The 20796-nt window shown below is 66.6% G+C and carries 21 protein-coding genes; 3 read left to right on the top strand and 18 right to left on the bottom strand.

The window, feature by feature from the left end:
* Positions 1-109: 109 nt before the first annotated feature.
* The 7 genes from BLQ77_RS20140 to BLQ77_RS20110 form a co-directional block, all read right to left on the bottom strand.
* Complete coding sequence (locus tag BLQ77_RS20140; protein ID WP_089962499.1) at positions 110-655, bottom strand: PQQ-dependent catabolism-associated CXXCW motif protein; 546 nt, start codon at positions 653-655, stop codon at positions 110-112.
* Positions 652-1446: a substrate-binding domain-containing protein gene (locus tag BLQ77_RS20135; RefSeq protein ID WP_207545866.1), complete on the bottom strand. Its 795-nt coding sequence runs from the start codon at positions 1444-1446 to the stop codon at positions 652-654. Before BLQ77_RS20135 ends, BLQ77_RS20140 begins: the two co-directional genes overlap by 4 nt.
* Positions 1447-1483: 37 nt before the next feature.
* Positions 1484-2014, bottom strand: coding sequence for a c-type cytochrome, methanol metabolism-related (locus BLQ77_RS20130; RefSeq protein ID WP_040384849.1), 531 nt, complete (start codon positions 2012-2014; stop codon positions 1484-1486).
* Between the two features lie 77 nt (positions 2015-2091).
* Complete coding sequence (locus BLQ77_RS20125) at positions 2092-3894, bottom strand: methanol/ethanol family PQQ-dependent dehydrogenase (RefSeq protein WP_089962496.1); 1803 nt, start codon at positions 3892-3894, stop codon at positions 2092-2094.
* 162 nt (positions 3895-4056) lie between these two features.
* Positions 4057-4437, bottom strand: coding sequence for a c-type cytochrome (locus BLQ77_RS20120; RefSeq protein ID WP_008887421.1), 381 nt, complete (start codon positions 4435-4437; stop codon positions 4057-4059).
* A gap of 30 nt (positions 4438-4467) precedes the next feature.
* Positions 4468-5292, bottom strand: coding sequence for an S-formylglutathione hydrolase (gene fghA, locus BLQ77_RS20115; protein ID WP_008887450.1), 825 nt, complete (start codon positions 5290-5292; stop codon positions 4468-4470).
* Positions 5292-6419 (bottom strand): S-(hydroxymethyl)glutathione dehydrogenase/class III alcohol dehydrogenase, encoded by a 1128-nt coding sequence (locus tag BLQ77_RS20110; protein WP_008887464.1) that lies wholly within the window; start codon positions 6417-6419, stop codon positions 5292-5294. The genes fghA and BLQ77_RS20110 overlap by 1 nt, the downstream gene beginning before the upstream one ends.
* A gap of 162 nt (positions 6420-6581) precedes the next feature.
* Between BLQ77_RS20110 and BLQ77_RS20105 the strand changes: the two genes are divergently transcribed.
* Positions 6582-7202, top strand: a complete 621-nt coding sequence (locus BLQ77_RS20105) for a hypothetical protein (RefSeq protein WP_089962493.1) — start codon at positions 6582-6584, stop codon at positions 7200-7202.
* Between the two features lie 99 nt (positions 7203-7301).
* Here the strand turns inward: BLQ77_RS20105 and BLQ77_RS20100 are convergent, their stop codons facing one another.
* Complete coding sequence (locus tag BLQ77_RS20100; protein WP_089962491.1) at positions 7302-8303, bottom strand: quinoprotein relay system zinc metallohydrolase 2; 1002 nt, start codon at positions 8301-8303, stop codon at positions 7302-7304.
* Positions 8304-8428: 125 nt separating this feature from the next.
* Here BLQ77_RS20100 and BLQ77_RS20095 point away from each other — a divergent pair, with 125 nt between their 5' ends.
* Positions 8429-9235: a quinoprotein dehydrogenase-associated SoxYZ-like carrier gene (locus BLQ77_RS20095; protein WP_089962489.1), complete on the top strand. Its 807-nt coding sequence runs from the start codon at positions 8429-8431 to the stop codon at positions 9233-9235.
* A 24-nt stretch (positions 9236-9259) separates the two neighbouring features.
* Here the strand turns inward: BLQ77_RS20095 and BLQ77_RS20090 are convergent, their stop codons facing one another.
* The 10 genes from BLQ77_RS20090 to repA all read right to left on the bottom strand — a co-directional run bounded on the left by BLQ77_RS20090 (position 9260) and on the right by repA (position 20036).
* Positions 9260-9616, bottom strand: coding sequence for a hypothetical protein (locus tag BLQ77_RS20090; protein WP_008887526.1), 357 nt, complete (start codon positions 9614-9616; stop codon positions 9260-9262).
* On the bottom strand, positions 9613-10284 hold the full coding sequence (locus tag BLQ77_RS20085) for a hypothetical protein (RefSeq protein ID WP_008887420.1): 672 nt from the start codon (positions 10282-10284) through the stop codon (positions 9613-9615). The genes BLQ77_RS20090 and BLQ77_RS20085 overlap by 4 nt, the downstream gene beginning before the upstream one ends.
* Positions 10285-10477: 193 nt before the next feature.
* Positions 10478-12712, bottom strand: a complete 2235-nt coding sequence (locus BLQ77_RS20080) for a hybrid sensor histidine kinase/response regulator (RefSeq protein WP_165617161.1) — start codon at positions 12710-12712, stop codon at positions 10478-10480.
* Positions 12709-13866, bottom strand: coding sequence for an FIST N-terminal domain-containing protein (locus BLQ77_RS20075; protein WP_089962487.1), 1158 nt, complete (start codon positions 13864-13866; stop codon positions 12709-12711). The genes BLQ77_RS20080 and BLQ77_RS20075 overlap by 4 nt, the downstream gene beginning before the upstream one ends.
* A 4-nt stretch (positions 13867-13870) precedes the next feature.
* The gene (locus tag BLQ77_RS20070) at positions 13871-14596 is read right to left on the bottom strand and encodes a response regulator (RefSeq protein WP_089962484.1); all 726 of its coding nucleotides are present in this window, start codon (positions 14594-14596) and stop codon (positions 13871-13873) included.
* A 226-nt stretch (positions 14597-14822) separates the two neighbouring features.
* Positions 14823-15449, bottom strand: a complete 627-nt coding sequence (gene gfa / locus BLQ77_RS20065; RefSeq protein ID WP_089962481.1) for an S-(hydroxymethyl)glutathione synthase — start codon at positions 15447-15449, stop codon at positions 14823-14825.
* Positions 15450-15690: 241 nt separating this feature from the next.
* Positions 15691-16341, bottom strand: a complete 651-nt coding sequence (locus tag BLQ77_RS29080) for a DUF58 domain-containing protein (RefSeq protein ID WP_089962479.1) — start codon at positions 16339-16341, stop codon at positions 15691-15693.
* 174 nt (positions 16342-16515) lie between these two features.
* Complete coding sequence (gene repC / locus BLQ77_RS20055; protein WP_242661786.1) at positions 16516-17610, bottom strand: plasmid replication protein RepC; 1095 nt, start codon at positions 17608-17610, stop codon at positions 16516-16518.
* A gap of 246 nt (positions 17611-17856) precedes the next feature.
* On the bottom strand, positions 17857-18834 hold the full coding sequence (gene repB, locus BLQ77_RS20050) for a plasmid partitioning protein RepB (protein ID WP_089962477.1): 978 nt from the start codon (positions 18832-18834) through the stop codon (positions 17857-17859).
* Complete coding sequence (repA, locus tag BLQ77_RS20045; RefSeq protein WP_089962475.1) at positions 18834-20036, bottom strand: plasmid partitioning protein RepA; 1203 nt, start codon at positions 20034-20036, stop codon at positions 18834-18836. Before repA ends, repB begins: the two co-directional genes overlap by 1 nt.
* Positions 20037-20308: 272 nt before the next feature.
* Between repA and BLQ77_RS20040 the strand changes: the two genes are divergently transcribed.
* Positions 20309-20746, top strand: a complete 438-nt coding sequence (locus tag BLQ77_RS20040) for an MFS transporter (RefSeq protein ID WP_089962473.1) — start codon at positions 20309-20311, stop codon at positions 20744-20746.
* Positions 20747-20796 lie beyond the last annotated feature (50 nt).

Raw genomic sequence — 20796 nt, 5'->3', positions numbered from 1 at the left:
CCTCACCCCCGGAGTTTAGCTGGCAAGATGCAGGACGGGGCCGGATCCCGGGGTGGCCGTCGATTTCGCGCCATATGGCATTTCAGCGGCGCCAGGCAGGCAGTGAGGGTCAATCCGGACGAGGGGTCACCCGTTCGGTCGGGTAGTCCCAGAGGGTCCAGCCGTCGGTGCCTTCGGGGAGCCAGTAGACCGTCTCGTAGCCGAAGCCGAGCGCACGTTTGGCGGCGTTCCAGCTCATCCAGCAGTCTTCGAGGCAAAAGAACAGCACCGGGTGTGCGAGGTCGCTGTCGGTGGCGGCGGCGAGGCCGTCGCGAAAGTATGTCTCGGTCACCTCGGCGATGGCGCCGTAGCCCACGTTGGGAAGCCAGGTCGCGCCGGGGATGGACTCGCGGGGCTTGTCGCGCCAGATCGTGTCCTCGGGCAGGTTCGGCGGGCGCGGTGCCTGTGGCAGCACGTCGATGAACGCCGTCTCGCCCGCCTGCCAGAGCGCATGCGCCTCCTCGGGGCCGACCACTGTGGCACCCGCCAGGGTGGCGGGGACCGGGGCGCGGTACTCCTCCATGCGGTAGCCGTCGGGCTCGGGCGCCTGCGCCACGGCGGCAAGGGGAGCGAGGACCGGCAGCAGCGCGAACAGCACCGCCGCCCCGCGCCTCATTGGCCGACCTCGAGCATGCCGTCGCCCATGTCGCGCACCAGCGGCACGCCGGCATCCGCAAGCAGGTGGTCGATTTCGTCCTGATGCCGGCGGATCAGCGAGTTGAGCTTGCGCTGCCAGACCTTCTCGCCCTGCCGCACCCCCATGGTGATGCGGTAGAAGAGCTTGGGGAAGGCGGTCTCGTGCAGCAGCGGGATCACCGCGAGATCCGGGTGGTCGCGCTTGACCAGCGGGCCTCCGATCGGGCCCCAGAGCACGGCCGCGTCGATCTCGCCCGCGGCGAGGTCGTTCAGCATGTCGGCGGCGGGGTTCTCGTGCCGGCGGTCGACCACGAGGTGGTAGGGCCGCGCCTTGCCGATGAGCCCGGCCTTGGCCATGTGCGTCGCCGGCGGCGAGCCCGCGATGACCCCGATGCGCGCCTCGGCGAGCGCCGGGTCGGCGAAACGCTGCACCTTGGCCAGCGCGCCGTCCTTCGGCACCACCAGCACGTAGGTCGAGGTCATGTAGTGGTTGGTGTTCAGCACCAGCTCGTGCCCCTGCGCGTAGCCCATCACCACGTCGCATTTGCCCGCCTTCAGCGTGTTGCGGATGAAGCCCGTCGCCATAGGATACCAGGTGTAGCTCACCGGCAGCTCGAGCTTCGACGCGATGAGCTCGGCCAGCGCGTTCTCGAAGCCCGAGCCGTCCTCGGTCGACATCGGATCGTTGGCGGGGTCGGCGCAAACCCTGAAGGACGTCCGGGAGACAAGATCAGAGGTTTGCGCCTCGCCCGGCCCTGCATTGAAGGCCATCAGGGCCGTCAGCGCCACCGCGAGAAGGTGGCGCCGGTCACGACCCCATGCAGGCGTTTTCATTCTCGGAGAAGACATCGCTCTTGGCTTCCTTCTTGGCAGGGCGTCCGCGTCCGATGGCTTCGGAGCCATGCGCCTTCAGGTAGGTGTAGATGTCGTCGAGGTAGCACATCACGTTCGGGTTGGTGCCGAAGGCGGGCATCACCGAGTTCTCGGCCGCGCCGACCTTCTGCCGGCCGTTGGTGACGACGTCGACGAAATCGTAATAATCCATGGTGAGGGCGGACTTCTTCAGCGCGGGCGCGTAGGTCGAGCCCTCGCCGTCGGGGCCGTGGCACACGTGACATTCTGCGTGGTAGCGGCGGAAGCCCGAGAAGGTCGGCCAGTCCACGGTGCCATCCTCGGCCACGTTGAAGGTGGGTACGCCGTCCTCGGTGTAATAGCGCCCGTCTTCCTCGTAGCCCACTGCAATGTTCGGGTCGTCCATCGACACGGTGTCTGCCGCGCACAGGGCGGTAGCCGACAGGAGTCCTGCAGTCGCCGCGAGAAGGATATGGGGTCGGGTCATGTGAGATGTCCTGGAAATCTGTGAGGGTCGGGCCGGCGGTGTCCGAAGACTCCCCCGGCCCGGTTGATGGCTGCGGATCAGTCGGGAAGGGCGAAGACTGTCAGCTGACCACCAAGCGCGGTGTAGTCGGAGAGCGCGGAGTAGCCGCCGACCGCACCGAGCCCGTCGTTGGGGTTGGTGAGACCTGCCGCCAGTCCGATGCCGGCCCAGCCGCCGACGCCCGAGAGGATGCCGATATACTGCTTGCCGTCATGCTCGTAGGTCATCACGTTGCCGATGATGCCCGAGGGGGTCTTGAACTTGTACAGTTCGTCGCCCGTCTCGGAGTCCACGGCCTTGAGGTAGCCCTCGAGCGTGCCGTAGAACACCACGTCGCCCGCGGTGGCCAGAGCGCCCGACCAGACCGAGAACTGCTCGGGGATCGACCACTTGATCTCGCCCGCGAGGTTGTCCCAGGCGATGAAGTTGCCCATGCCGCCATGGCTGTCGGGGGCCGGGTACATCGCCAGCGTCGCACCCACGTAGGGCTGACCTGCGGTGTAGCTCACGCGGAACGGCTCGTAGTCCATGCAGACGTGGTTGGTCGGCACGTAGAACAGGCCGGTCTTGGGCGAGAAGGATGCAGGCTGCTGGTCCTTGGTGCCAAGCGCCGCCGGGCAGATGCCGGTGGAGTTGACGTCCTCGCCGTTCTGCTCGGTCGAGTACTCGGCGACGACCGCCGGGCGACCAAAGGTCTCGGATTCGGGGTCCATGTCGACGCCGGTGGTCCAGTTCACCGCCGGGTCGTACTTCTCGGCCACGAGCAGTTCGCCCGAGATCCGGTCCAGGGTGTAGGCCAGGCCGTTCCGGTCGAAGTGGGTGAGAAGCTTGCGCATCTCGCCGTCCATCTCCTGATCCGTGAGGATCATCTCGTTGACGCCGTCGAAGTCCCACTCGTCATGGGGCGTCATCTGGTAGACCCACTTGGCCATGCCGTCGTCGGGGTCACGCGCCATGACAGTCATCGACCAGCGGTTGTCGCCCGGGCGCTGCGCCGGGTTCCAGGTCGAGGGGTTGCCGGTGCCGTAGTAGATCAGGTCGGCCTCGGGGTCATAGGAATACCAGCCCCAGGTGGTGCCGCCACCGATCATCCACTGGTCGCCTTCCCAGGTGTTGGTGCCCGAGTCCGCGCCCACCGGCTTGCCGAGATGCGTGGTGTTCTCGGGGTCCATCAGGATGTCGCTGTCGGGACCCATGGAATAGGCCCGCCATTCCTGCTCGCCGGTTTCCATGTTGTAGGCGGTCACATGGCCGCGCACACCGAATTCGCCGCCCGAGATGCCGACGATCACCTTGTCCTTGACCGGAAGCACGGTGGCGGTGTTGGTCTCGCCCTTCGAGGCGTCGCCGTTCATCACTTCCCAGAGCACTTCCCCGGTCTCGGCGTCGAGCGCCACGACCTTGGTGTCCGCCTGGTGCAGGAAGATCTTGCCGTCGGCATAGGCGACGCCACGGTTCACCGTGTCGCAGCACATCACCGGGATCACGTTCGGATCCTGCTTGGGCTCGTAGCGCCACTTGATCTTGCCCTGCTCGTTCAGGTCGAGCGCATAGACGATGTTCGGGAACGGGGTGTGCACGAACATGGTGTCGCCGACGACAAGGGGCGAGCCCTCGTGGCCGCGCAGGACGCCGGTGGAGAACGTCCATGCGACCTGGAGGTCACCGACGTTGTCCTTGTTGATCTTGTCCAGTTCGGAATAGCGCTGGTTCGAATAGTCGCCCGTCTGGATCGCCCATTGCGAGGCGTTGTCCATCTGGGCCATGAGGTCGTCGTTCGCCATCGCCATCGAAGCTGCGAACAGGGCGACCCCTGACGTCATGAGCGTCAGTCTCTTCATTTCCTTCTCCCTTGGATATGCGGCAATGCCGCCTTGCTGCCCCGGGTGTGTCTCCCCAATCGGGGACCCCACCGTTTCGGGCCACACCGGACCGGCGCCTCAATTCCTCCCGCCGGATCCGGAATTCCATCTGAGCTGCTGTCGCTGTCTCTCCTTTCGCTCCTATTGGAAGGTCGCCAGGTAGGCGATCACGTCTGCCCGCTCGTCTTCCTTGCGCAGGCCGGCGAAGGACATCTTCGTGCCCTTGGCATAGTCGCGCGGCTTCTCGAGGAAGGTTGCGAGTTTCTCGGGCGTCCACTCGCCTTCGGCTTCCGCCAGCGCGGTGAGCGCGTCCGAATAGGTGAAATCGGCTTCTGCCGCGATGCCGCGCCCGAGGATGTTGTTCAACTCCGGGCCGACCTTGTTCTCAGCGCCCTCGCCCACCGCATGGCAGGCCGCGCATTTGCGAAAAATCTTCTCGCCCTTCGCCGCGTCGCCGTCGGCCAAGGCAACCCCGGCCGACAGGCTCAAAAGGCACGCAGTCGCGAGCAGTTTGTCGATCATTACTTTCCTCCCCCCTTAATCGGGCTCTTGCTACTTCAGTCTTTCGGCGTGCCAGGCCACGTGATCCCCCGCGAACGAATTCACGAAGAAATACGAGTGGTCGTAGCCCGCCTGCATCCGGACGGTGCCCGGCTGCCGACGTTTTGCGATGGCCGCGGCCAGTGCCTCGGGCTTCAGCAGGTCGAGGAACTGGTCGCTCGCCCCCTGGTCCACGAGGATGTCGCTCTTCCAGCCGTGCTCCTCCAGCAGCAGCGTGGAATCGTGTTCCGCCCAGCAGCCCTCGTCGTCGCCGAGATAGGCCGAGAGCTGCTTGCGCCCCCAGTCCGACTGGGTGGGATGCGCGATCGGAGCGAAGGCCGACAGGCTGTCGTACAGCTCCGGGTTGCGCATGGCGATGGTCAGCGCCCCGTGTCCGCCCATGGAGTGGCCGGTGATGCCGTGGCGATCGCCGATGCCGTCCATACCCGACACGATGCCGCGCAGCTCGGAGACGACGTAGTCGTACATCCGGTAGTGCGGCTTCCACGGGTCGCGCTTGGCGTTGACGTAGAACCCGGCCCCCTGCCCGAGGTCATAGGCCTCGTCGTTGGCAACACCTTCGCCGCGCGGCGAGGTGTCGGGAAACACGACCGCAAGGCCGTGTTTCGCCGCGTGTTCCTGGAAACCGCCCTTGGTCATGGCGTTCTCGTGGGTGCAGGTGAGACCCGAGAGATACCACAGCACCGGAACGGGGCCGACCTTGGCCTGCGGCGGCAGGTAGACCGCGAAGGTCATGTCGCAGCCGCAGGTTTCCGAAGCGTGGCGGTAGACGCCCTGCGTTCCGCCGAAGCTCCGGTTTTCGGAAACGATCTCCATCAGTACTCGACCACCGCGCGGATCGACTTGCCTTCGTGCATGAGGTCGAAGCCGTGGTTGATCTCGTCGAGCGTGAGCTTGTGCGTGATCATCGGGTCGATCTCGATCTTGCCGTCCATGTACCAGTCGACGAACTTCGGCACGTCGGTGCGGCCCTTGGCGCCTCCGAAGGCGGTGCCCTTCCAGACGCGGCCGGTCACAAGCTGGAACGGACGGGTGCTGATTTCCGCGCCCGCAGGTGCCACGCCGATGATCACCGACACGCCCCAGCCGCGGTGCGAGCATTCGAGCGCGTCGCGCATGACCTTGACGTTGCCGGTCGCGTCGAACGAGTAATCCACGCCGCCGATCTGGTCGATGCCGCGCTTGGTGAGGTTGACGATCTCGGCAACCGTGTTCTCGACCTTGGACGGGTTGACGAAGTGGGTCATGCCGAACTTCTTCGCCATCTCGGCCTTGTCGTCGTTCAGGTCGACACCGATGATCATGTCGCAGCCCGCCATGCGCAGGCCCTGGATCACGTTGAGGCCGATGCCGCCGAGGCCGAAGACCGCCGCGGTCGAGCCGATCTCGACGCCCGCGGTGTTGATCACCGCGCCGATGCCGGTGGTGACGCCGCAGCCGATGTAGCAGATCTTGTCGAAGGGCGCGTCCTCGCGGACCTTTGCCAGCGCGATCTCGGGCATCACGGTGTGGTTCGCGAAGGTCGAGCAGCCCATGTAGTGATAGATCGGCGTGCCATCGAGCATCTTGAAGCGCGTGGTGCCGTCCGGCATCAGGCCCTGACCCTGGGTGTTGCGGATCGCGGTGCAGAGGTTGGTCTTGCCACTGAGGCAGGACGCGCACTCACGGCACTCGGGGGTGTAGAGCGGGATCACGTGATCGCCGGGCTTCAGCGTGGTGACGCCCTCGCCCACTTCGAGCACGACGCCGGCGCCCTCGTGACCCAGGATGCAGGGGAAGAGCCCCTCGGGGTCTGCACCCGAGCGGGTGAATTCGTCGGTATGGCAGAGGCCTGTGGCCTTGATCTCGACCAGGACCTCACCGGCCTTCGGGCCTTCGAGTTCCACTTCCATGATTTCGAGCGGTTTGCCGGCTTCCAAGGCCACGGCTGCACGGGTGCGCATGCAGGCTCCCTCCTGACTAGACAACGTTTCTGACGCTCTGCGGCGTTTGCCCAGAGTATGGGTGCGCGGTTGCATACCGAACAATACAGCCAATGGTGGGTATTCCCCGGAATGGACCTCGCGCGCACGCTGTTTCATAGTTGGCCGAGGGAGGAAAGAACGATGTGGACATATCGCTTTATCACGATTGGTGTGCTGCTCATCACCTGTGCAACACCCCTTGCCGCGGCCGATTTCTCGGACCCGAGCTGGCCCTGCATCCAGCGCAAGGTAGACCGTCTGTCGCCCGGGCTGATGTGGCCTGCGCCGCTTGAGGAGATGGCCCTGGAAGACGACCGGGACCGTGCCGCAGAAGAGCTGGCCGAGACCCTCGTGCTGCGCCGGGTCGATCTCGACAGCGCCCGGGCCGAGGTCGAGAGCTTCGCCGACTCGCAGGGGCACGATCAGGCGCTGATGGGCGAGGTGTTCAGCCGGGTCTTCGACACGCTGTCGCACCGGCGGACCCGGATCATCGACGGAATCGGGAAGTTCTCGCTGAGCCAGATCGCGCTGTCGGAGCGCATCGACGGCGCCCGCGCCGAGATGGACGCGCAGATGGCGACCGACTCGCCGGATTACGACCGGGTCGATGCGCTTGAGGAACAGGTGGACTGGGACCAGCGAATCTTCACCGACCGCCAGCGGACCATCACCTATCTCTGCGAGACACCGCAGCTGCTCGAGAAGCGGCTCTACGCCATCGCGCAGATGCTGCACGAGGCCGGTCAGCCCGACGGGGGCTGATGCCGCGCGGGGACCCGGACGCCGGATGCCTCCGGCGGGAGTTTGTCTGGCAAGATGAAGGGCTGGCGCCTTTGGGCGTGCCCGCGTCCCTTGTGGAGGTCACTCCCATTCCAGCTCGGTGAAGGCCACCGTGGCGTTGCGGGCGTTGAAGGCCTCGAAGAGCTGCCACGCTCCGGCCTCGCCCTGCGCGATGTGCTGTACCGCCCCGGCAAGCCGCTCGCCCGCGTCGATGGCGGCGCGGGTGTCCGAGGCCAGCAGGTCGAGATAAAGCGCCATCGGCTCGCCGCCCTCGGGCCATTCGAGCACCGGCCCGCCATGCCCGGGAATCAGCCGCGCGGCCTCGATGCCCTGCAGATCCGCCAGCACCGCCTGCCAGCCGCGCAGGCTTCCGTCGAGCGCCGGGATATGTTCATCAAAGACAAGGTCCCCGGCGAAGAGCGTCCCGGTGGCGCGGTCCACAACGGTGAGGTCGGTGCTGGTGTGCGAGGTCGGCCAGGCCCGCAGCTCGAGCACCCGCCCGCCAAGGTCGATCTCTCCGCTCTCGGCGATCTCGCGGTCCACCACGGGCGCGGTCGTGCCGAGGAAGGCGTCGCCCAGGAGCCGCGAAAAGCTCTCGAGGTAATTCTCCTGCCGCTCCGCCAGCGCCCGCCCCAGCCCGTCATGCCCCACCACCTCGGCCCCGGCAAAGACACCAGCGCCGAAGACGTGATCCGGGTGGACATGGGTCAGGACGACGTGGCTGACGGGAAGCTCGCTCCGCTGCCGGATCGCACGCCAGAGCGCCTCGCCGATCCACGCCGCAGAGCCGGTGTCGATCACCGCCACGGACCGCTCGCCCACCACGAAGCCCAGATTCGCGACGTCTCCCCGGTTGGACGCGTCGGGCTCTTCGACGAGACCTCGGTGCACGAAAACGCCAGGCGCCACCTCGTCCATCGCCAGCGCCTCGCCTGCCCCGCGACAACGGGCACCGGCGGGGGCGCCCCCGCGACGCAGCAACGCGACGCAGGCCTCGGCGCTTTCCGCCTCGAACCCTGGCAACAGCGCGTCACGGCACGGCGGGCCCTCCAGCGCGCAGACCAACATCACCGCTTCGAACATGCCCGATCCTCCCGCCGGGAGCCTCGCGCCGCACGGCACCGTGATCCACACCGACGATCCGCTCGGTATCGCGACTCCGGAAGATGTGGCACACTCGCGCGATATCCCATGCGAGGAGGAGAGGCATGGACCGGACCTGGAAATCCGCCACCCTGCTGGCCCTGTGGCTGGCGGCACCGCTCGCCGCGGCCGAGACCAACCCGCTGACCGACAGCCCGACCTGGGAGGAGCTGCGCGGCGATGTCGTCGGCGACGCCGACATCGCCCCCGCCGCCGGGCTCTTCACCATCGAGGCGCCCTACCGCGCCGAGGATGCGGCCACCGTGCCCATCCACATCGTGCAGACCGACGATGCGCTGGCCATCGAGACGGCGACCGTCGTGATCGACGAGAATCCTTCGCCGGTGGCCGCGGAGTTCGCCTTCGGCAGCGCCATGGCGCCGGTGGATTTCGAGATGCGGATCCGGGTGAACCAGTATTCGAACGTGCGGGTCATCGCCGGCACCCCCGAGGGGCTGCGCATGGACGGGCGTTTCATCAAGGCCTCGGGCGGCTGCTCGGCACCCGCCACCAAGGACCCGGCGCAGGCGCTTGCCGGCATCGGTCAGATGAAGCTGCGGCTCTTCGGGGACGCGGCCCCGGCGATCTCGACACCCCGGCGCGAGGCGCAGATCATGATCCGGCACCCGAACTACTCGGGGCTGCAGCGCGATCAGATCACCCAACTTTTCATCCCCGCGCATTTCGTCGACCACCTCGAGGTCTGGCAGGGCAATGAGATGCTGTTCTCGATGGATGGCGGCATCTCGATCAGCGAGAACCCGAGCTTCCGCTTCTCCTATGCCGACAATGGCTCCGAGACGCTGCGGGTCCTGGCCACCGACACCGAGGGCAACCGCTTCGAGAGCGAGCTGCCGAAGGCCGAGGGCTAAAGCCCCCGGCGTCTCGCACAGGGGTCAGAAGAAACAGACCACCTCGGCCTCGGCCTGCGCCCGTCGCAGGTCGGCCACGATGGTGTTCGCCGCGACCGAGCTGTTGAAGATCGCCATGCGCTCGCCGCCGGTCAGCCGCATCGACAGCACCGTCTCGGCCTCGACATACTTGTCGTATGGCAGGATCGTCGCGATCTCGTCGATGGAACAGGAGCACTTGCGCAGCACGTCGCGGCTCTGGCCGTTGGCGGCCATGCAGCCGAAGACGTAGTCCGCCCGCGCCTCGGTCGGGTAGTCGTTGAGTCGCTCCGCCACGCCCTGCGCCGAAGCGGACTGGACCGCCCCGGCCAGCAGCAGAAGCGCCGTCGCCAGCCGGATCATTGCGCCGCGACCGTGTCGAAGCGCAGCTCCGAGACATAGGCTCCCGGCGCGCCATCGGCCCCCGGCGCCGTGGCAACGAGGCTGAGATACCAGCCTGGCACCTCCTCGGACATGGTGACGCTGAGCTCGAGACCGCCGAAGCCCTGCATCTTCCCGGCGTTCGGATCGCCCTCGAAGGGCCGCAGGATCACGGTCTGGGTCGGCACCTCGGACCCGCCGAAGCTGGCCTCGCCGGTGACGATCTCGGCGGGCTGCACCAGTGCCTCCTTCACCCGGTTGCGGATGTAGAAGGGCGAGCCGCCGGCGGTCTCGGCCATGTCGCGGATCACGCTCTCGTAGAAATACATGATCATCGGGTTGCCGACGCTGGCGGGAAAGCTGCCGAGATTGCGGTGCTTGCCGTCCTGCAGGAACTGCAAGTTCGCCTGCAGCGCCTGCGGTCCGTCCTCGAAGGACAACGCCACGGCGCCGGTGTCGCGCTCGGCCGCCTCGGGCTTGGCCGCGTTGGTGACGGTACGGTTGTAGTGCAGAACCGCGTCGCGGCCGACCTCATCCAGTGTGCCCTGCCGGAACAGCAGGTCGAAGGTCTGGGTCGCCTCGGTGGTCGCCGCCCAGCCGGGCAGCCCGAGACAGGCCACGGCCGCGATCAGGGCCAGTGTCTTGCGCATGGTTCGAATCCTCCCTGGCCCGAGCCTACCCCCCCTGCCCCGCCTGTCATTGCCGACTTTTGTCGGTGCGGGCGCGTGTTTCCAATGGCCCGAAATATCCCGGGGGAGTCCGCGCCTGCGCGGACGGGGGGCAGCGCCCCCCTGCCCCGCTCACCATCCACGGACCAACTCCGCCCCCACACTCTGAACGCGCTCACTCCGCCGCCTCCTCCGGGGCCTGCCAGCGGATCTTCCATTCCATCAGCGGACGCAGCCGCGACAGCTGCACCGGTTTGGTAAGCACCGAAAACCCCTCGGTCGCGCCCTTCTTCAGAAGCGCATTGCCGCGGTTTGCGGTGATCATGATGGCCGGGATACGCACGCCGGTCTCGTCGCGCAGCGCGCGGATCGCCCGGTCGCCGGTCTCGCCATTGTCGAGCTGGTAATCGGCGAGGATGATGTCCGGCGCCATGCCCATGTCGCGCACATGCCCCAGCGCCTCGTCGAGCGAGCGCGCGGCCAGCACGCTTGCCCCCCATTGTTCGAGCTTTCCCGTAAGCGCGAAGAGCACGTCCGGGTCGTTCTCGATCACCAGCACGATGTGGTCCATCTCGCACTCTGCGGGGGTCGCGACGTTGCAGCCCTCCTGCTCGTCGACAACGCGGCCCGCCACCCTCTCCATCTCGATGGAGAAGACCGAGCCCACACCGGGTTTCGATCGAACGCGCACCTTATGCCCGAGGTGGCGGCAGGTGCGGTCGACCACCGACAGCCCGAGCCCCACGCCCGAACCCAGCGGCACGTTGTCGGCCCGCGCGAATTCCTCGAAGATGCGCTTCTGGTCCTTGCGCGAGATCCCGATGCCTGTGTCCCAGACCTGCAGCTCGACCGTGTTCCCGCGACGCCGGCATCCGGCCAGCACCCGGCCGCCGGGCGCGGTGTACTGGATCGCGTTGACCACGAGGTTCTGGATCGAGCGCAGCAGGTAGACCGGGTCCGAGCGCACGAAGCACATGTTCGGCACCACGTCGAGCTGCACCCCCTTGCGCTGCGCCAGCGGAGTCTGGTCCTCCCAGACCGAGCGCATCAGCGCGCCAAGACAGACCTCGGTCGGGGTCAGCGCCTGATCGGTGCTTTCGAGCCGCGAGATGTCGAGCAGCGAATGCAGCAGCTGCTCGATCGAGCAGAAGGAACCGTCGAGGCGCTCAACCATAGGGGCGAAGCGCGTGTCGGCAGTCGTGTCCATCAGTGTCGCGATCAACAGCTTCGCGGCGTTGATCGGCTGCAGCAGGTCGTGGCTCGCCGCGGCGAGGAAACGGGTCTTCGAGGACACCGCGGCCTCGGCGCGCTCCTTGGCGACGCGCAGCTCTTCCTCGACCCTCGCCATCTCGTCGAACTGCTCGCGCAGCTGGGCGTTGGCGCGGGTCAGCTCGGCGGTGCGCTCGGTCACGCGGTTCTCAAGCATCTCGGTGGCACGGCTCTCGAGCGTCACGTCCTTGAGCTCGAGCAGCACGCCGCCGTCCGGCAGCCGGTGGGCGTGCAGGTCCAGCATCCGTCCAGTGGCGTGGCGCACCCGCCGCCGCAGCCGGCCCTGCCGTTCGAGCCGGTCGAGCCAGTGGTGGATGTCGTGCTCGGCGGCCTCGGCGATGAGCCGGTGCTGGGCGACGAAGTCCAGCAGCCGCTGCAGGTCGGTGCCGTGTTGCAGCATGGTGTAGGGCAGCCCCAGCAGCTGGCGGAACTGCTGGTTGTACATCATCACCTCGCCCGCCGGCGAGAAGGTGCAGACCCCCGAGGTCATGTTCTCGAACACCGCCTGCAGGTAGTCCGCCTGCCGATCGATCAGGCTTTCCTTCTCGGACCGGTTGCGGCGCACGATGGGGGTGATCTCGGTGAGCAGCAGCACGAGGTTCTCGGCGCTCGTGCGCTGGAGGTTGATCTGGTACCAGCGATCGCCCGCGAGTTCGATCACCAGAGAGACCACCGACGTGCCCACCCTGCCCCGCCGCGCCTGCGCCAGCGCCGCGTCGAAGTTGCCCTCGACACTCGACAGGTGGCGGCTCTCGGACATGGCGGCGAAACAGTCCTCGACCGTGAGCCCCGGCTGCAGCCGCTCGGACACGTCGGGCAACAGCTTCAGGAAGATGTCGTTGCAGACCTCGAGCCGCCCGGCGGTGAAAAGCGCAACGCCGCCGTCCATGGCCGACAGCGCATCCGCGAGGTTCTTGCGCATGCGCTGGGTGTCGTCGCGGGCGTGACGCAGCTCGTCGGTGGTGCGTTCGAGGTCGCGGGTCTTGGCCCAGATCTGCCCCTGCAGCGCGATGGCGGACTGGAAGGCGCCATAGGCCGAGCCGCCGACCTCGTGCTGGCGGTTGGCGCGGCGCATCAGCGCGTCGATGATCTTGGCCTGACGGGCGACCTGGGTCTCGAGCGGTTCGTCGGGATCGATCATGCGAATTCCCTCTGCGCCGGGTCGAAGAAGGCGACGCCCACGAAGGTCTGGTTCACGTGCACGCCGCAATGCTGCTCGCCGTAGGTGTTGAAACCGACGACGCGGCGGTCGCGGAAGATCTCGCTGACCGGACCCGAGAGCTGCTTCTGCTCGATCTCGAGCTTGCGCAGCACGCAGTCGAAGCCCAGCACGAAATCCGGCGCCTCGTCATGCGGCCCGCGCACGTCGAGCTCCGAGCGCAGGGTCTCGATGATCTCCTTGCCCCGCCCGAGCGTCAGGATCAGCCCGTCGTCGATGGCCCCGAGGAAGCTCAGCGCGTGGGCCCCCGGAGCGTCGTGGATGGCGCGCACGTGGTAGTTCATGTTCTGCCGCACCAGCATCGGGTTCTCGGCGAAGACCTGCGGCGAGAGATCCTCGACCGGACAACCGACGATCCGGGCATATTCCAGCGCGGCAGGCGCGCCGTTGATCTCGAGCACCAGCCGCTCGTCCGGCAGCGCCTCGGTCACCACCACCTGGCAGCCGGTGGGCAGGAAGTGGTCGAACCCCAGCCCCTGGAAGCCGAGGTCGGTCTCGATCAGCAGCAGCAGCGCCGCGTTGGTGTGAGAGCCGCCCTCGTGCAGGACAAAGGTCTCGCGGAAGGCAAGGTTGTCGCCCGCGGAGCCACCGAACACCGGCACCTCCCCCAGCGCCGCCTCGAGCGTGGCGACCAGCAGGTCCTCCTGCTTGGAGAGCCCGTCGGCGAAGATCAGCGCCAGCCGGTTCCACCCTGCGGTGCGCCTGAAGCGGGCCGCATGGGCGCGCACGTCGGCGGCGATGGATTTCATCGTCATCGGCTTCAGCGGCTCGATGAGCATCGAGGCGCAGCGGAAGTGCTCGCGCGGGAAGGCGAGGATCAGCAGCGCCTCGGTCTCGTAGCCCTCGGTGGTGATGGTGCCCGCGGTGGTGCAGCCGAAGACCGGCACCCCCCCTGCCCCGCTCTCGAGCGCCTCGGCGACGCGGCCAAGGTTGAGCCCCTCGGGCACGAAGGCCAGCAGGAAGCACGCCTCGGCAAGGTCGATGCCTGCCAGCGCCTCGTCCACCGCGGCGGCAGCGCCCGCCGCGCGCGAGACGGCAATCTGCACGAAGCGCGGGCGCGTCCGGTCCTGGATCATGGCGTCAGTGGCTCAGGAAGGCCTGCGCGTCCGCCTCGCCCGACCCGATGGCCGTTGCGGGCTGCGCGCTCTCCACCAGCACCGCGGCCTGGGTCCGGTTCTGAACCCCGAGACGGCGCAGCAGCGCAGTGATGTGGGCCTTCACCGTCGCCTCGGCAAGGGACAACTCATAGGCGATCTGTTTGTTGGGCTTGCCTGCGCAAATCAGTTTCATGATGCGCTTCTGCTGCGGCGTGAGTTCCGCCAGCTTCGGGTGCGAGGCGTCGAAGCGATCCTCGGGGCCCATGGCGACGGGGCAGCTCTGGTATCCTGAGTGCACGTATTTCCGGCCCGAGGCGATCTCCTGCAGCGCGGCGCGCAGAAGCTGCGCCGAGGCGTCCTTGGGCAGGAATCCGGCGGCCCCCTCCTCCATCAGGGCCTGCACCACCTGCACCGAGGTCAGCGACGAGATGACGAGGATGGGCGCATCGGGCAGCGCGGCCCGCAGACGCTGGAAGCCCGAGATGCCGCAGACGTCCGGAAGCTTGAGGTCGAACATGACGAGGTCGGGAAGTTCGCCCGACTCGATCAGGTCCAGCGCGGCGCCAAGAGTCTGCGCCTTCGAAACCTTCACCCCCTCGAACACGAGCTGAAGCGCCGCGGCCAGGGCGTCGCTGTAGAGCGGATGATCGTCAACGATCACGACGGATCGGATCATGCCGACCGACGGGGCGTCGTTCATGTCCTTCATTGAAATGTCCTCCCTCCGGGAGGTTAACGCAGAAATTTTCGTTCGCGCAACGGTGTTGTTCCGGTCCGGCCCGGCGGGCGAGTTTTTCGCGGGGCCGGACCGGCCCATGGCCTGTCCCCGGACATGGTGCGTCGAGCATATCCCGCATCGCGTTTGGCCGCGCACGCCCCCTACTCGGTGGGGCGCGAAGCGCGACCCCGGCGGGGCCGGATATGCCCGCGCGGCGTCACTTCAGCGCGCCACTCGTCTTGGCCACGTGCGTCGCGATGGCGTCCATCAGCGGCGGCGAAAGGCAGTCGTAGGGCTCGAGCCCAAGCGCCCGCAGCCGGCCGCGGATCTCGTCCATGCGCGAGGGATCGACACCGGACTCGATGATCGATGAGACGAAGGCCGCGAATTCCGCCGGCGACCATCCCTTCTGGGTCGAGAGCTCGGTGTGCACGAAGTCGAGGCCGTGGAACGGATGGCCGGTATTCTCGATCCGGCCATACATGTGCACGCCGCACTCCTTGCAGGCGTGGCGCTGGATGGCGGCGCTGGGGTCAACGATCTCGAGCTTGTCCGCGTTCTCGGTCACCTCGACCTTGTCGCGCGAGACCACCGCGATCTGGCTGAAGATCGCGCCGTCGGGTTTCCAGCACTTGGTGCAGCCGCAGACATGGTTATGCGCGGTCTGCGCACTCACGACGACAACGACCGGATTGGTCGCGCACTTGCATTTCAGTGTTCCCCCCGAGAAACCGGGCGTGGCCGAACCCACGCCGTTGTCCACCTGGGGGTGAATTTTCACATGTGAATAGGACGGCGGAGGGGTTCCCTCATCGCCACCAAAGAGCTTTCCTAGAATTCCCATCTTCGTTTCACTCCTCCCTGAGAGACGCGCCCTTCCCAAGGCGCTCTCGCGCCAAAGGGTGCGGGCAGAGCAGGATTCTGGCAATGCAGCCGTAAGTATCGGCTGCGTTTGGGGTCCATCGCGGGAGAAACGACCTCATAATGGACAAACTGAGGTCTTATTTGACTTGGGGATCATCTTAGGCGGGCAGAACGTCGTCAATTCGGCGTTCTGGCGGGTCATCAGGGTCGGAAAAGCCCGCTTACCGGAACACTTCGGCGAGAACGGACGGCATGGCTTCGGGCAGAAGCCCGGCGTCGAGCGTCACGACTGGCAGTCCGAGCGCCCTGCCCTGTCCCGTTGTTTCGTCGGCCTCGGCGGCATCGGTAACATGGACCAACCGGACGGGGTGTTTGGCGGACAGCGCCTGTAGCAGCGCGGCACATCCTCCACCGGGAAACTCGAAGCCGGAGGCGATGACGACAGCGCGGATCTCGTCCCCGCTCAGGTCGAGATCCGAGAGCAGCCGGTCGAGCGGCACGTCGTCAAGGCAGCCGGCGGTGGCATGAGCGGCGGCTGCTTCGTGTCCGCGGACAAATCCCGAAACCACCTGCCGCATGCCCTCGGCTCCCGCGTCCAGCGGCACCCGAACCGGCGCCCCGGTCCCGAGCGTCATCAGCCCGACGGAGCCACCGGCCTCGGACACCTGCCAGCCGAGCACCGTGAGTGCTTCGGCCGCGGCGACGGAGCGGAAGGCCCGGCTCCGACCCTGCAGCATCGAGGGGCGGAAATCCGCGACGAGCAGAACGCGGCGCGGGAGGCTCGTGGAAATGCCTGCCTCGACCAGCGCACGGAGCTGGGACAGATCGTCTGCGCGCAGCGTGGCGCCGGCAATGTCGATGGCCGCGGTCATCCCGGAACTGCGGGCGAAAGATGCGGATGCGCCTGCATGTCATGCCCCTCTTCGTTTGGTGTTCCCGGAAGTCTACCGGATGGCGTGGGCCCCCGGAACACAGCCCTAGGTCGCAACATCGGCGCTGTCGGGAGGACCGGACAAGCCGTGTTGTCCGCGGACAATGTCCGCCCCTCAGGTCGTGGGTATGCGCTCGCGATCCAGAGACAGGATCAGGCCGATGGGGTCGAAACCGTCGCTTCTGGCGCCGCTGGTGATTGAGCGGAAATAAGCTCCGAGCTTACGGATGCGGTGCTGGATCTGCATCAGCCCCCAGACCGTCAACGCGGCCCCGGTCTCTCCAAGCCGGGACCTGGCGGCATCATAGCTGCAGGCGTCGATGCCCATCATCGGGGCAAGGAACCTCGCATGGGCGACCACATCGCCAACGGTCTCTGTCGGAGCCTGCTCGAACTGCGCTGCCTCCGGGCAGAGCCGGACGATCTCGTTCACCGGGATTTCTCTCCCTTGGTCCGGAGGGCTGGTGTCCTGTCGCGAGGGCTGCGTGCTGGTCTCTGCGGTTCTATCAATATTTTCTTTTGTTGAGTTCTGATGGTGCCGGACATTTTGGCCGTTTCTGCCGGTCATATCCATCGTCTCACCGGGATCCGATGCCCCCTCGGCGGGGGTCTGTTCGAGCCCCTCGAGCAAGGCTTCGCACTCCGAGACCGTGAGCTTCCGACGCAGGGCGGCACGAGCAAGGGCTGCGGCCTCGTGCTTTGGGTCGGACATCAGAAGGTCGTTGGCGGCGGCGCGGATCTTGCAGGTGAGGTAGGCTATGCGCTCCTGCAGGGTTCGGGCGTCACAGGCGACACGTACGAGCTCGGTCATGCGCCGAAAGAGCGGGGTGAGGTCGAAGCCGAAGCGCAGAGCCATGCCGTCTTCGCGGTTGTGACGGGAGTAGCGCTTGCGGTTGGGGCTGTCGTGGCGCGTCAGCAGACCGGCGTCCTGCAGGAGCGCCACGTGCCGCCGCAGGGTTCGATCCGAGATGCCGTTGCGCCGGAACGTCAGCGTCGCGTTCGAGGCGAAGACTGTGTGGTGCGTCCGCTTCGGGGGGAGGCAGGAGAGCAGGGCGTCCAGTGTCGCGAGCACCGGGGCGCGAAGCCCCAGGAGCGGCGCAGCCGTTCGCAGCGTCTCCATCACGATGTGACGGTCCGGGTAGCCGTTGTCCGCGGACAACGGGGAAACACTCCGCTGCCCGGTGGGCGCGGATGCCTGAATGAATGTCATGTGCCTGTCACGGCAACCTGATCGGGAAAGTCCCCACCGCACGACGAAGCGCTCACGGCTTTTTCAGTGAAAAGGCCGCAATTCTTCGTTCAACCGATTCGGTTGTTGTTGACTGTGTGGGAGAAGCTGGTAAATCTGAGGGTGCTAAGCACAGATTGGGCTCTCCGGGGGTGACCTTGGGGGGCTCTCTCTTTTTCGGGCTGCTGGTCGTGCTCCTGTCTGTTGTGGTTTCTGCTCGTTGTCGGGTCAGCCGGACGTCTTGTCCGACCGCCATGCCTCGTAGAGACGCGTCAGCTCGGCTTCCGCATTGTCCCGCAGCCAGCGGGCAAAGTCGGGCTGATCGCTCTTGGACACCTTCAAAGTCAATGCGCGCGCGGTTTCCTTGACCTCGGCCAGCGGCGTTCCGTCACGATGGCGGAACGCGCGGGCAGGGTAGGGGGGCGTCTTGGCCTCGGGCACTGCAGACAGCAGCGCGGTCACGGCATCGCTCACCCGCGCGAAGCGGTCGTCCGAGGTCGCTACCGCGCCAAGGTCCGCCCCATCCGCGACCTGCTTCAGATCGACGTCATGGCCGCGCACCTTGTCGGCGAGCTCTTCCCAGCGCCGGCGCCCGATGCCATGCGCCGAACCAATGAGCTGCACCACTGCCTCGGGAATGGTGCGCGCCACCTTGGTCATGCGCGACAGCATCGGCCGGTCGATGGCGAGCGCGTCGAGGATCACTGCGGGCTCGTAGCCGCTGTCGCTGAGTTCGGCGGCGAAAAGCGCCTTCTCGATGAAGCTCGGGTCGAGCCGCTGCGAGTTCTCCTGGCCCTGCGCAAGGATCGCCTCCTCGTCGCTGAGCGAGCGTACCAATGCCTTGGCGGGGATGCGGAGGGTGCGCAGCGCCCGCAGGCGCCGGCGGCCGTAGACCACGCGGTAGTAGCCCGGCTTCTCGGTGATCGGGCGCACCATGATGGGCACCTGCTGGCCGTGCTGCCGGATGCTCTCCGCCAGCTGCGCCACGTCCGCGTCCGAGAAGGCCAGCCGGTCCTTGGGGCCGCCTTCCTCGATGGTCTCGACGGCGATCTCGCGCACGGCGTTGCTCGACAGGTCCTTGAGCGTCGACTTCACGCCGCTCATTGCGCCGGTGTTAGGGAAGCGCGGCTTGCTCTCGGCCGGCGCAGGTTCCGGCGCCGAGGCGGAGGGCAGGGGAGGGGGCTGGAACAGGTTCCTGCGTGCCATCAGTCGACCTCCCGTCCCCAAGCCTGCTGGATCGTCTTCTCGAATTCGTCGGCGACGCCGTTGACGCTTTCCATGATCCGGTCGAGCGTCTTCTTCACCACCTGCCCGGGATCGAGCTCGTAGATCGTCTGCTGGGTCATGCCGGCATCCGAGATCGCGGTGGATTTCAGCATCGGCGTGGTCAGCACCTGGTCAAGCAGGATCGACCGCAGGAAGCCTGCCATCTGCGACTGTGGCACGTCCGTGGGCTCGTAGCGGGCCACCAGGAACTTCAGAAAGTTCCAGTCGATGGGGCCGGTCGCCTCTTCCAGCGTGCGGACAGTTTCTCCTGCCATTTCAAGGAATTGCGCCATGGATGCCACGTCGAGCATGCTGGGCACAACCGTGATCAGAAGCCCCGTCGACGCCAGAAGGGCGGTCATCGTGGTGAAGCCCAGTTGCGGCGGGCAGTCGATGATCACGAGGTCGTAGCGGTCCTCGATCTCGTCCAGGGCGATGGCCAACCGCTGGGTGAAGGGCGGGTCGATCTTGTGCTGCAGCGCATAGGCGGTCTCGGTCTCGTATTCCGAGAGCAGGAGGCCCGCTGGCGCAAGGTCAAGGTTGTGGAAGTAGGTCTTCCGCACCACCTGGCTCAACGGTGCCGGGTCCTCGTAACGCAGTGCGTCGTAGACCGTACCGCTTTCGGCGAATTCGATCTCGGGTCGGTAGCCGAACATGGTGGTGAGGCTCGCCTGCGGGTCCATGTCGATGGCCAGAACGCGATAACCGCGCAGCGCATAGCGTTGCGCGAGGTGGATCGCGGTGGTGGTCTTGCTCGAGCCGCCCTTGAAGTTGACGATCGAGATGATCTGCAGCTTGTCGTCCTCGCGCCGACCGGGAAGATAGGCGTCGCCGTTGCGGCCGGTGCGGGCCATGACGTGGCGGATCTGCTCGATTTCCTCGGCGGAATAGAGCCTTCGCCCGCGGGAGTCGGTCTCGACCTCGGGGAAGTCTCCGTCCTGGTGCCGGGTGCGGAGGTTCGACATGCTGATGCCGGTCAGCTCCGAGACCTCGGCCGGATGAAACTTGCGCAGCGTCTTTCGGCTTTCGGGCTGAAAGCTGTTGCGCATATGATGATTGAGCGCCTCCGAAAGCCGGGTCGCGTTTGCGGCGATGAAGGCCGCGATCGAATTGGATTCGGAAATCTCGGTTGTCGTATCCATACTGCTCTCGCGACCTCTTGGTGGGTCTTCGGGGTTTTGTCGCTAAACCGCGGGAATTTCGCAATCTTGCGACTACAGAACTCATGACACGCAACTCATCGCCAGACAACAGTTTTTTCGCGCATAAGCCGAGCGGACCCCATGCGCAGCTTCAGGCTTTGGATCACCGGCTGTGGATAAGTCGCTGACTTGTTGAAGAAATGTCATGCATTTCGCGTTTGTTGCGCCCGAAAGAGGCCGAGGCGCGGGATCGGACAGAGGCGGCAGGGCCCGTGATCACATCGAATCGTGGCAGGGCGGGGGGGGCTGCTGCGCGCTTTCTCGACTTCGCGGTGATGGTGGGGGTCTTTTTCTTCGCCAGGCAGTTCCTGCAGGGCGCCCACGGCTTCTCGCCGCTGCAGGCGGGGCTCGGCTCCGGCGCGCTCGCCACCTCGGGCATCGCCAGGACGCGCAAGGACGACGCGGCCGCGGCATCGGGGCTCGTGAACGTGGCGCACCAGATGAGCCTCGCCTTCGGGCTGGCGCTGCTGGTTGCCGTGACGGCGCTGGCGAAGGGCGACGGAACCCCGACACAGGATTTCGTGCGGGCCTGTCACGAGGTGCTGATCGCCGGCGCCGCGCTGCTCATTCTCGCCTTCATGCTGGCCTGGACACTCATCCCGCGCGAGCGGGCCGGGCAGGCCGTTGCCCGGCACCGGGGCCATTCATGAAGCGGGCCGATAGGTGCTTGCAGCTTCGCGGCATGGTCGCGAGCGGCGGG

The sequence above is a fragment of the Salipiger thiooxidans genome (assembly GCF_900102075.1).
GTDB classification, from domain to species: domain Bacteria; phylum Pseudomonadota; class Alphaproteobacteria; order Rhodobacterales; family Rhodobacteraceae; genus Salipiger; species Salipiger thiooxidans.
The sequence above is the reverse complement of the archived record's forward strand: the minus strand, read 5'-3'. Positions and strand labels throughout refer to the sequence as shown.

Bases quoted from the DNA above. Each gene is read 5' to 3' on its own strand.
- BLQ77_RS20140 (WP_089962499.1), bottom strand. From the start codon at position 655: ATGAGGCGCGGGGCGGCGGTGCTGTTCGCGCTGCTGCCGGTCCTCGCT.
- BLQ77_RS20135 (WP_207545866.1), bottom strand. From the start codon at position 1,446: ATGGCCTTCAATGCAGGGCCGGGCGAGGCGCAAACCTCTGATCTTGTC.
- BLQ77_RS20130 (WP_040384849.1), bottom strand. From the start codon at position 2,014: ATGACCCGACCCCATATCCTTCTCGCGGCGACTGCAGGACTCCTGTCG.
- BLQ77_RS20125 (WP_089962496.1), bottom strand. From the start codon at position 3,894: ATGAAGAGACTGACGCTCATGACGTCAGGGGTCGCCCTGTTCGCAGCT.
- BLQ77_RS20120 (WP_008887421.1), bottom strand. From the start codon at position 4,437: ATGATCGACAAACTGCTCGCGACTGCGTGCCTTTTGAGCCTGTCGGCC.
- fghA (WP_008887450.1), bottom strand. From the start codon at position 5,292: ATGGAGATCGTTTCCGAAAACCGGAGCTTCGGCGGAACGCAGGGCGTC.
- BLQ77_RS20110 (WP_008887464.1), bottom strand. From the start codon at position 6,419: ATGCGCACCCGTGCAGCCGTGGCCTTGGAAGCCGGCAAACCGCTCGAA.
- BLQ77_RS20105 (WP_089962493.1), top strand. From the start codon at position 6,582: ATGTGGACATATCGCTTTATCACGATTGGTGTGCTGCTCATCACCTGT.
- BLQ77_RS20100 (WP_089962491.1), bottom strand. From the start codon at position 8,303: ATGTTCGAAGCGGTGATGTTGGTCTGCGCGCTGGAGGGCCCGCCGTGC.
- BLQ77_RS20095 (WP_089962489.1), top strand. From the start codon at position 8,429: ATGGACCGGACCTGGAAATCCGCCACCCTGCTGGCCCTGTGGCTGGCG.
- BLQ77_RS20090 (WP_008887526.1), bottom strand. From the start codon at position 9,616: ATGATCCGGCTGGCGACGGCGCTTCTGCTGCTGGCCGGGGCGGTCCAG.
- BLQ77_RS20085 (WP_008887420.1), bottom strand. From the start codon at position 10,284: ATGCGCAAGACACTGGCCCTGATCGCGGCCGTGGCCTGTCTCGGGCTG.
- BLQ77_RS20080 (WP_165617161.1), bottom strand. From the start codon at position 12,712: ATGATCGATCCCGACGAACCGCTCGAGACCCAGGTCGCCCGTCAGGCC.
- BLQ77_RS20075 (WP_089962487.1), bottom strand. From the start codon at position 13,866: ATGATCCAGGACCGGACGCGCCCGCGCTTCGTGCAGATTGCCGTCTCG.
- BLQ77_RS20070 (WP_089962484.1), bottom strand. From the start codon at position 14,596: ATGAAGGACATGAACGACGCCCCGTCGGTCGGCATGATCCGATCCGTC.
- gfa (WP_089962481.1), bottom strand. From the start codon at position 15,449: ATGGGAATTCTAGGAAAGCTCTTTGGTGGCGATGAGGGAACCCCTCCG.
- BLQ77_RS29080 (WP_089962479.1), bottom strand. From the start codon at position 16,341: ATGACCGCGGCCATCGACATTGCCGGCGCCACGCTGCGCGCAGACGAT.
- repC (WP_242661786.1), bottom strand. From the start codon at position 17,610: ATGACATTCATTCAGGCATCCGCGCCCACCGGGCAGCGGAGTGTTTCC.
- repB (WP_089962477.1), bottom strand. From the start codon at position 18,834: ATGGCACGCAGGAACCTGTTCCAGCCCCCTCCCCTGCCCTCCGCCTCG.
- repA (WP_089962475.1), bottom strand. From the start codon at position 20,036: ATGGATACGACAACCGAGATTTCCGAATCCAATTCGATCGCGGCCTTC.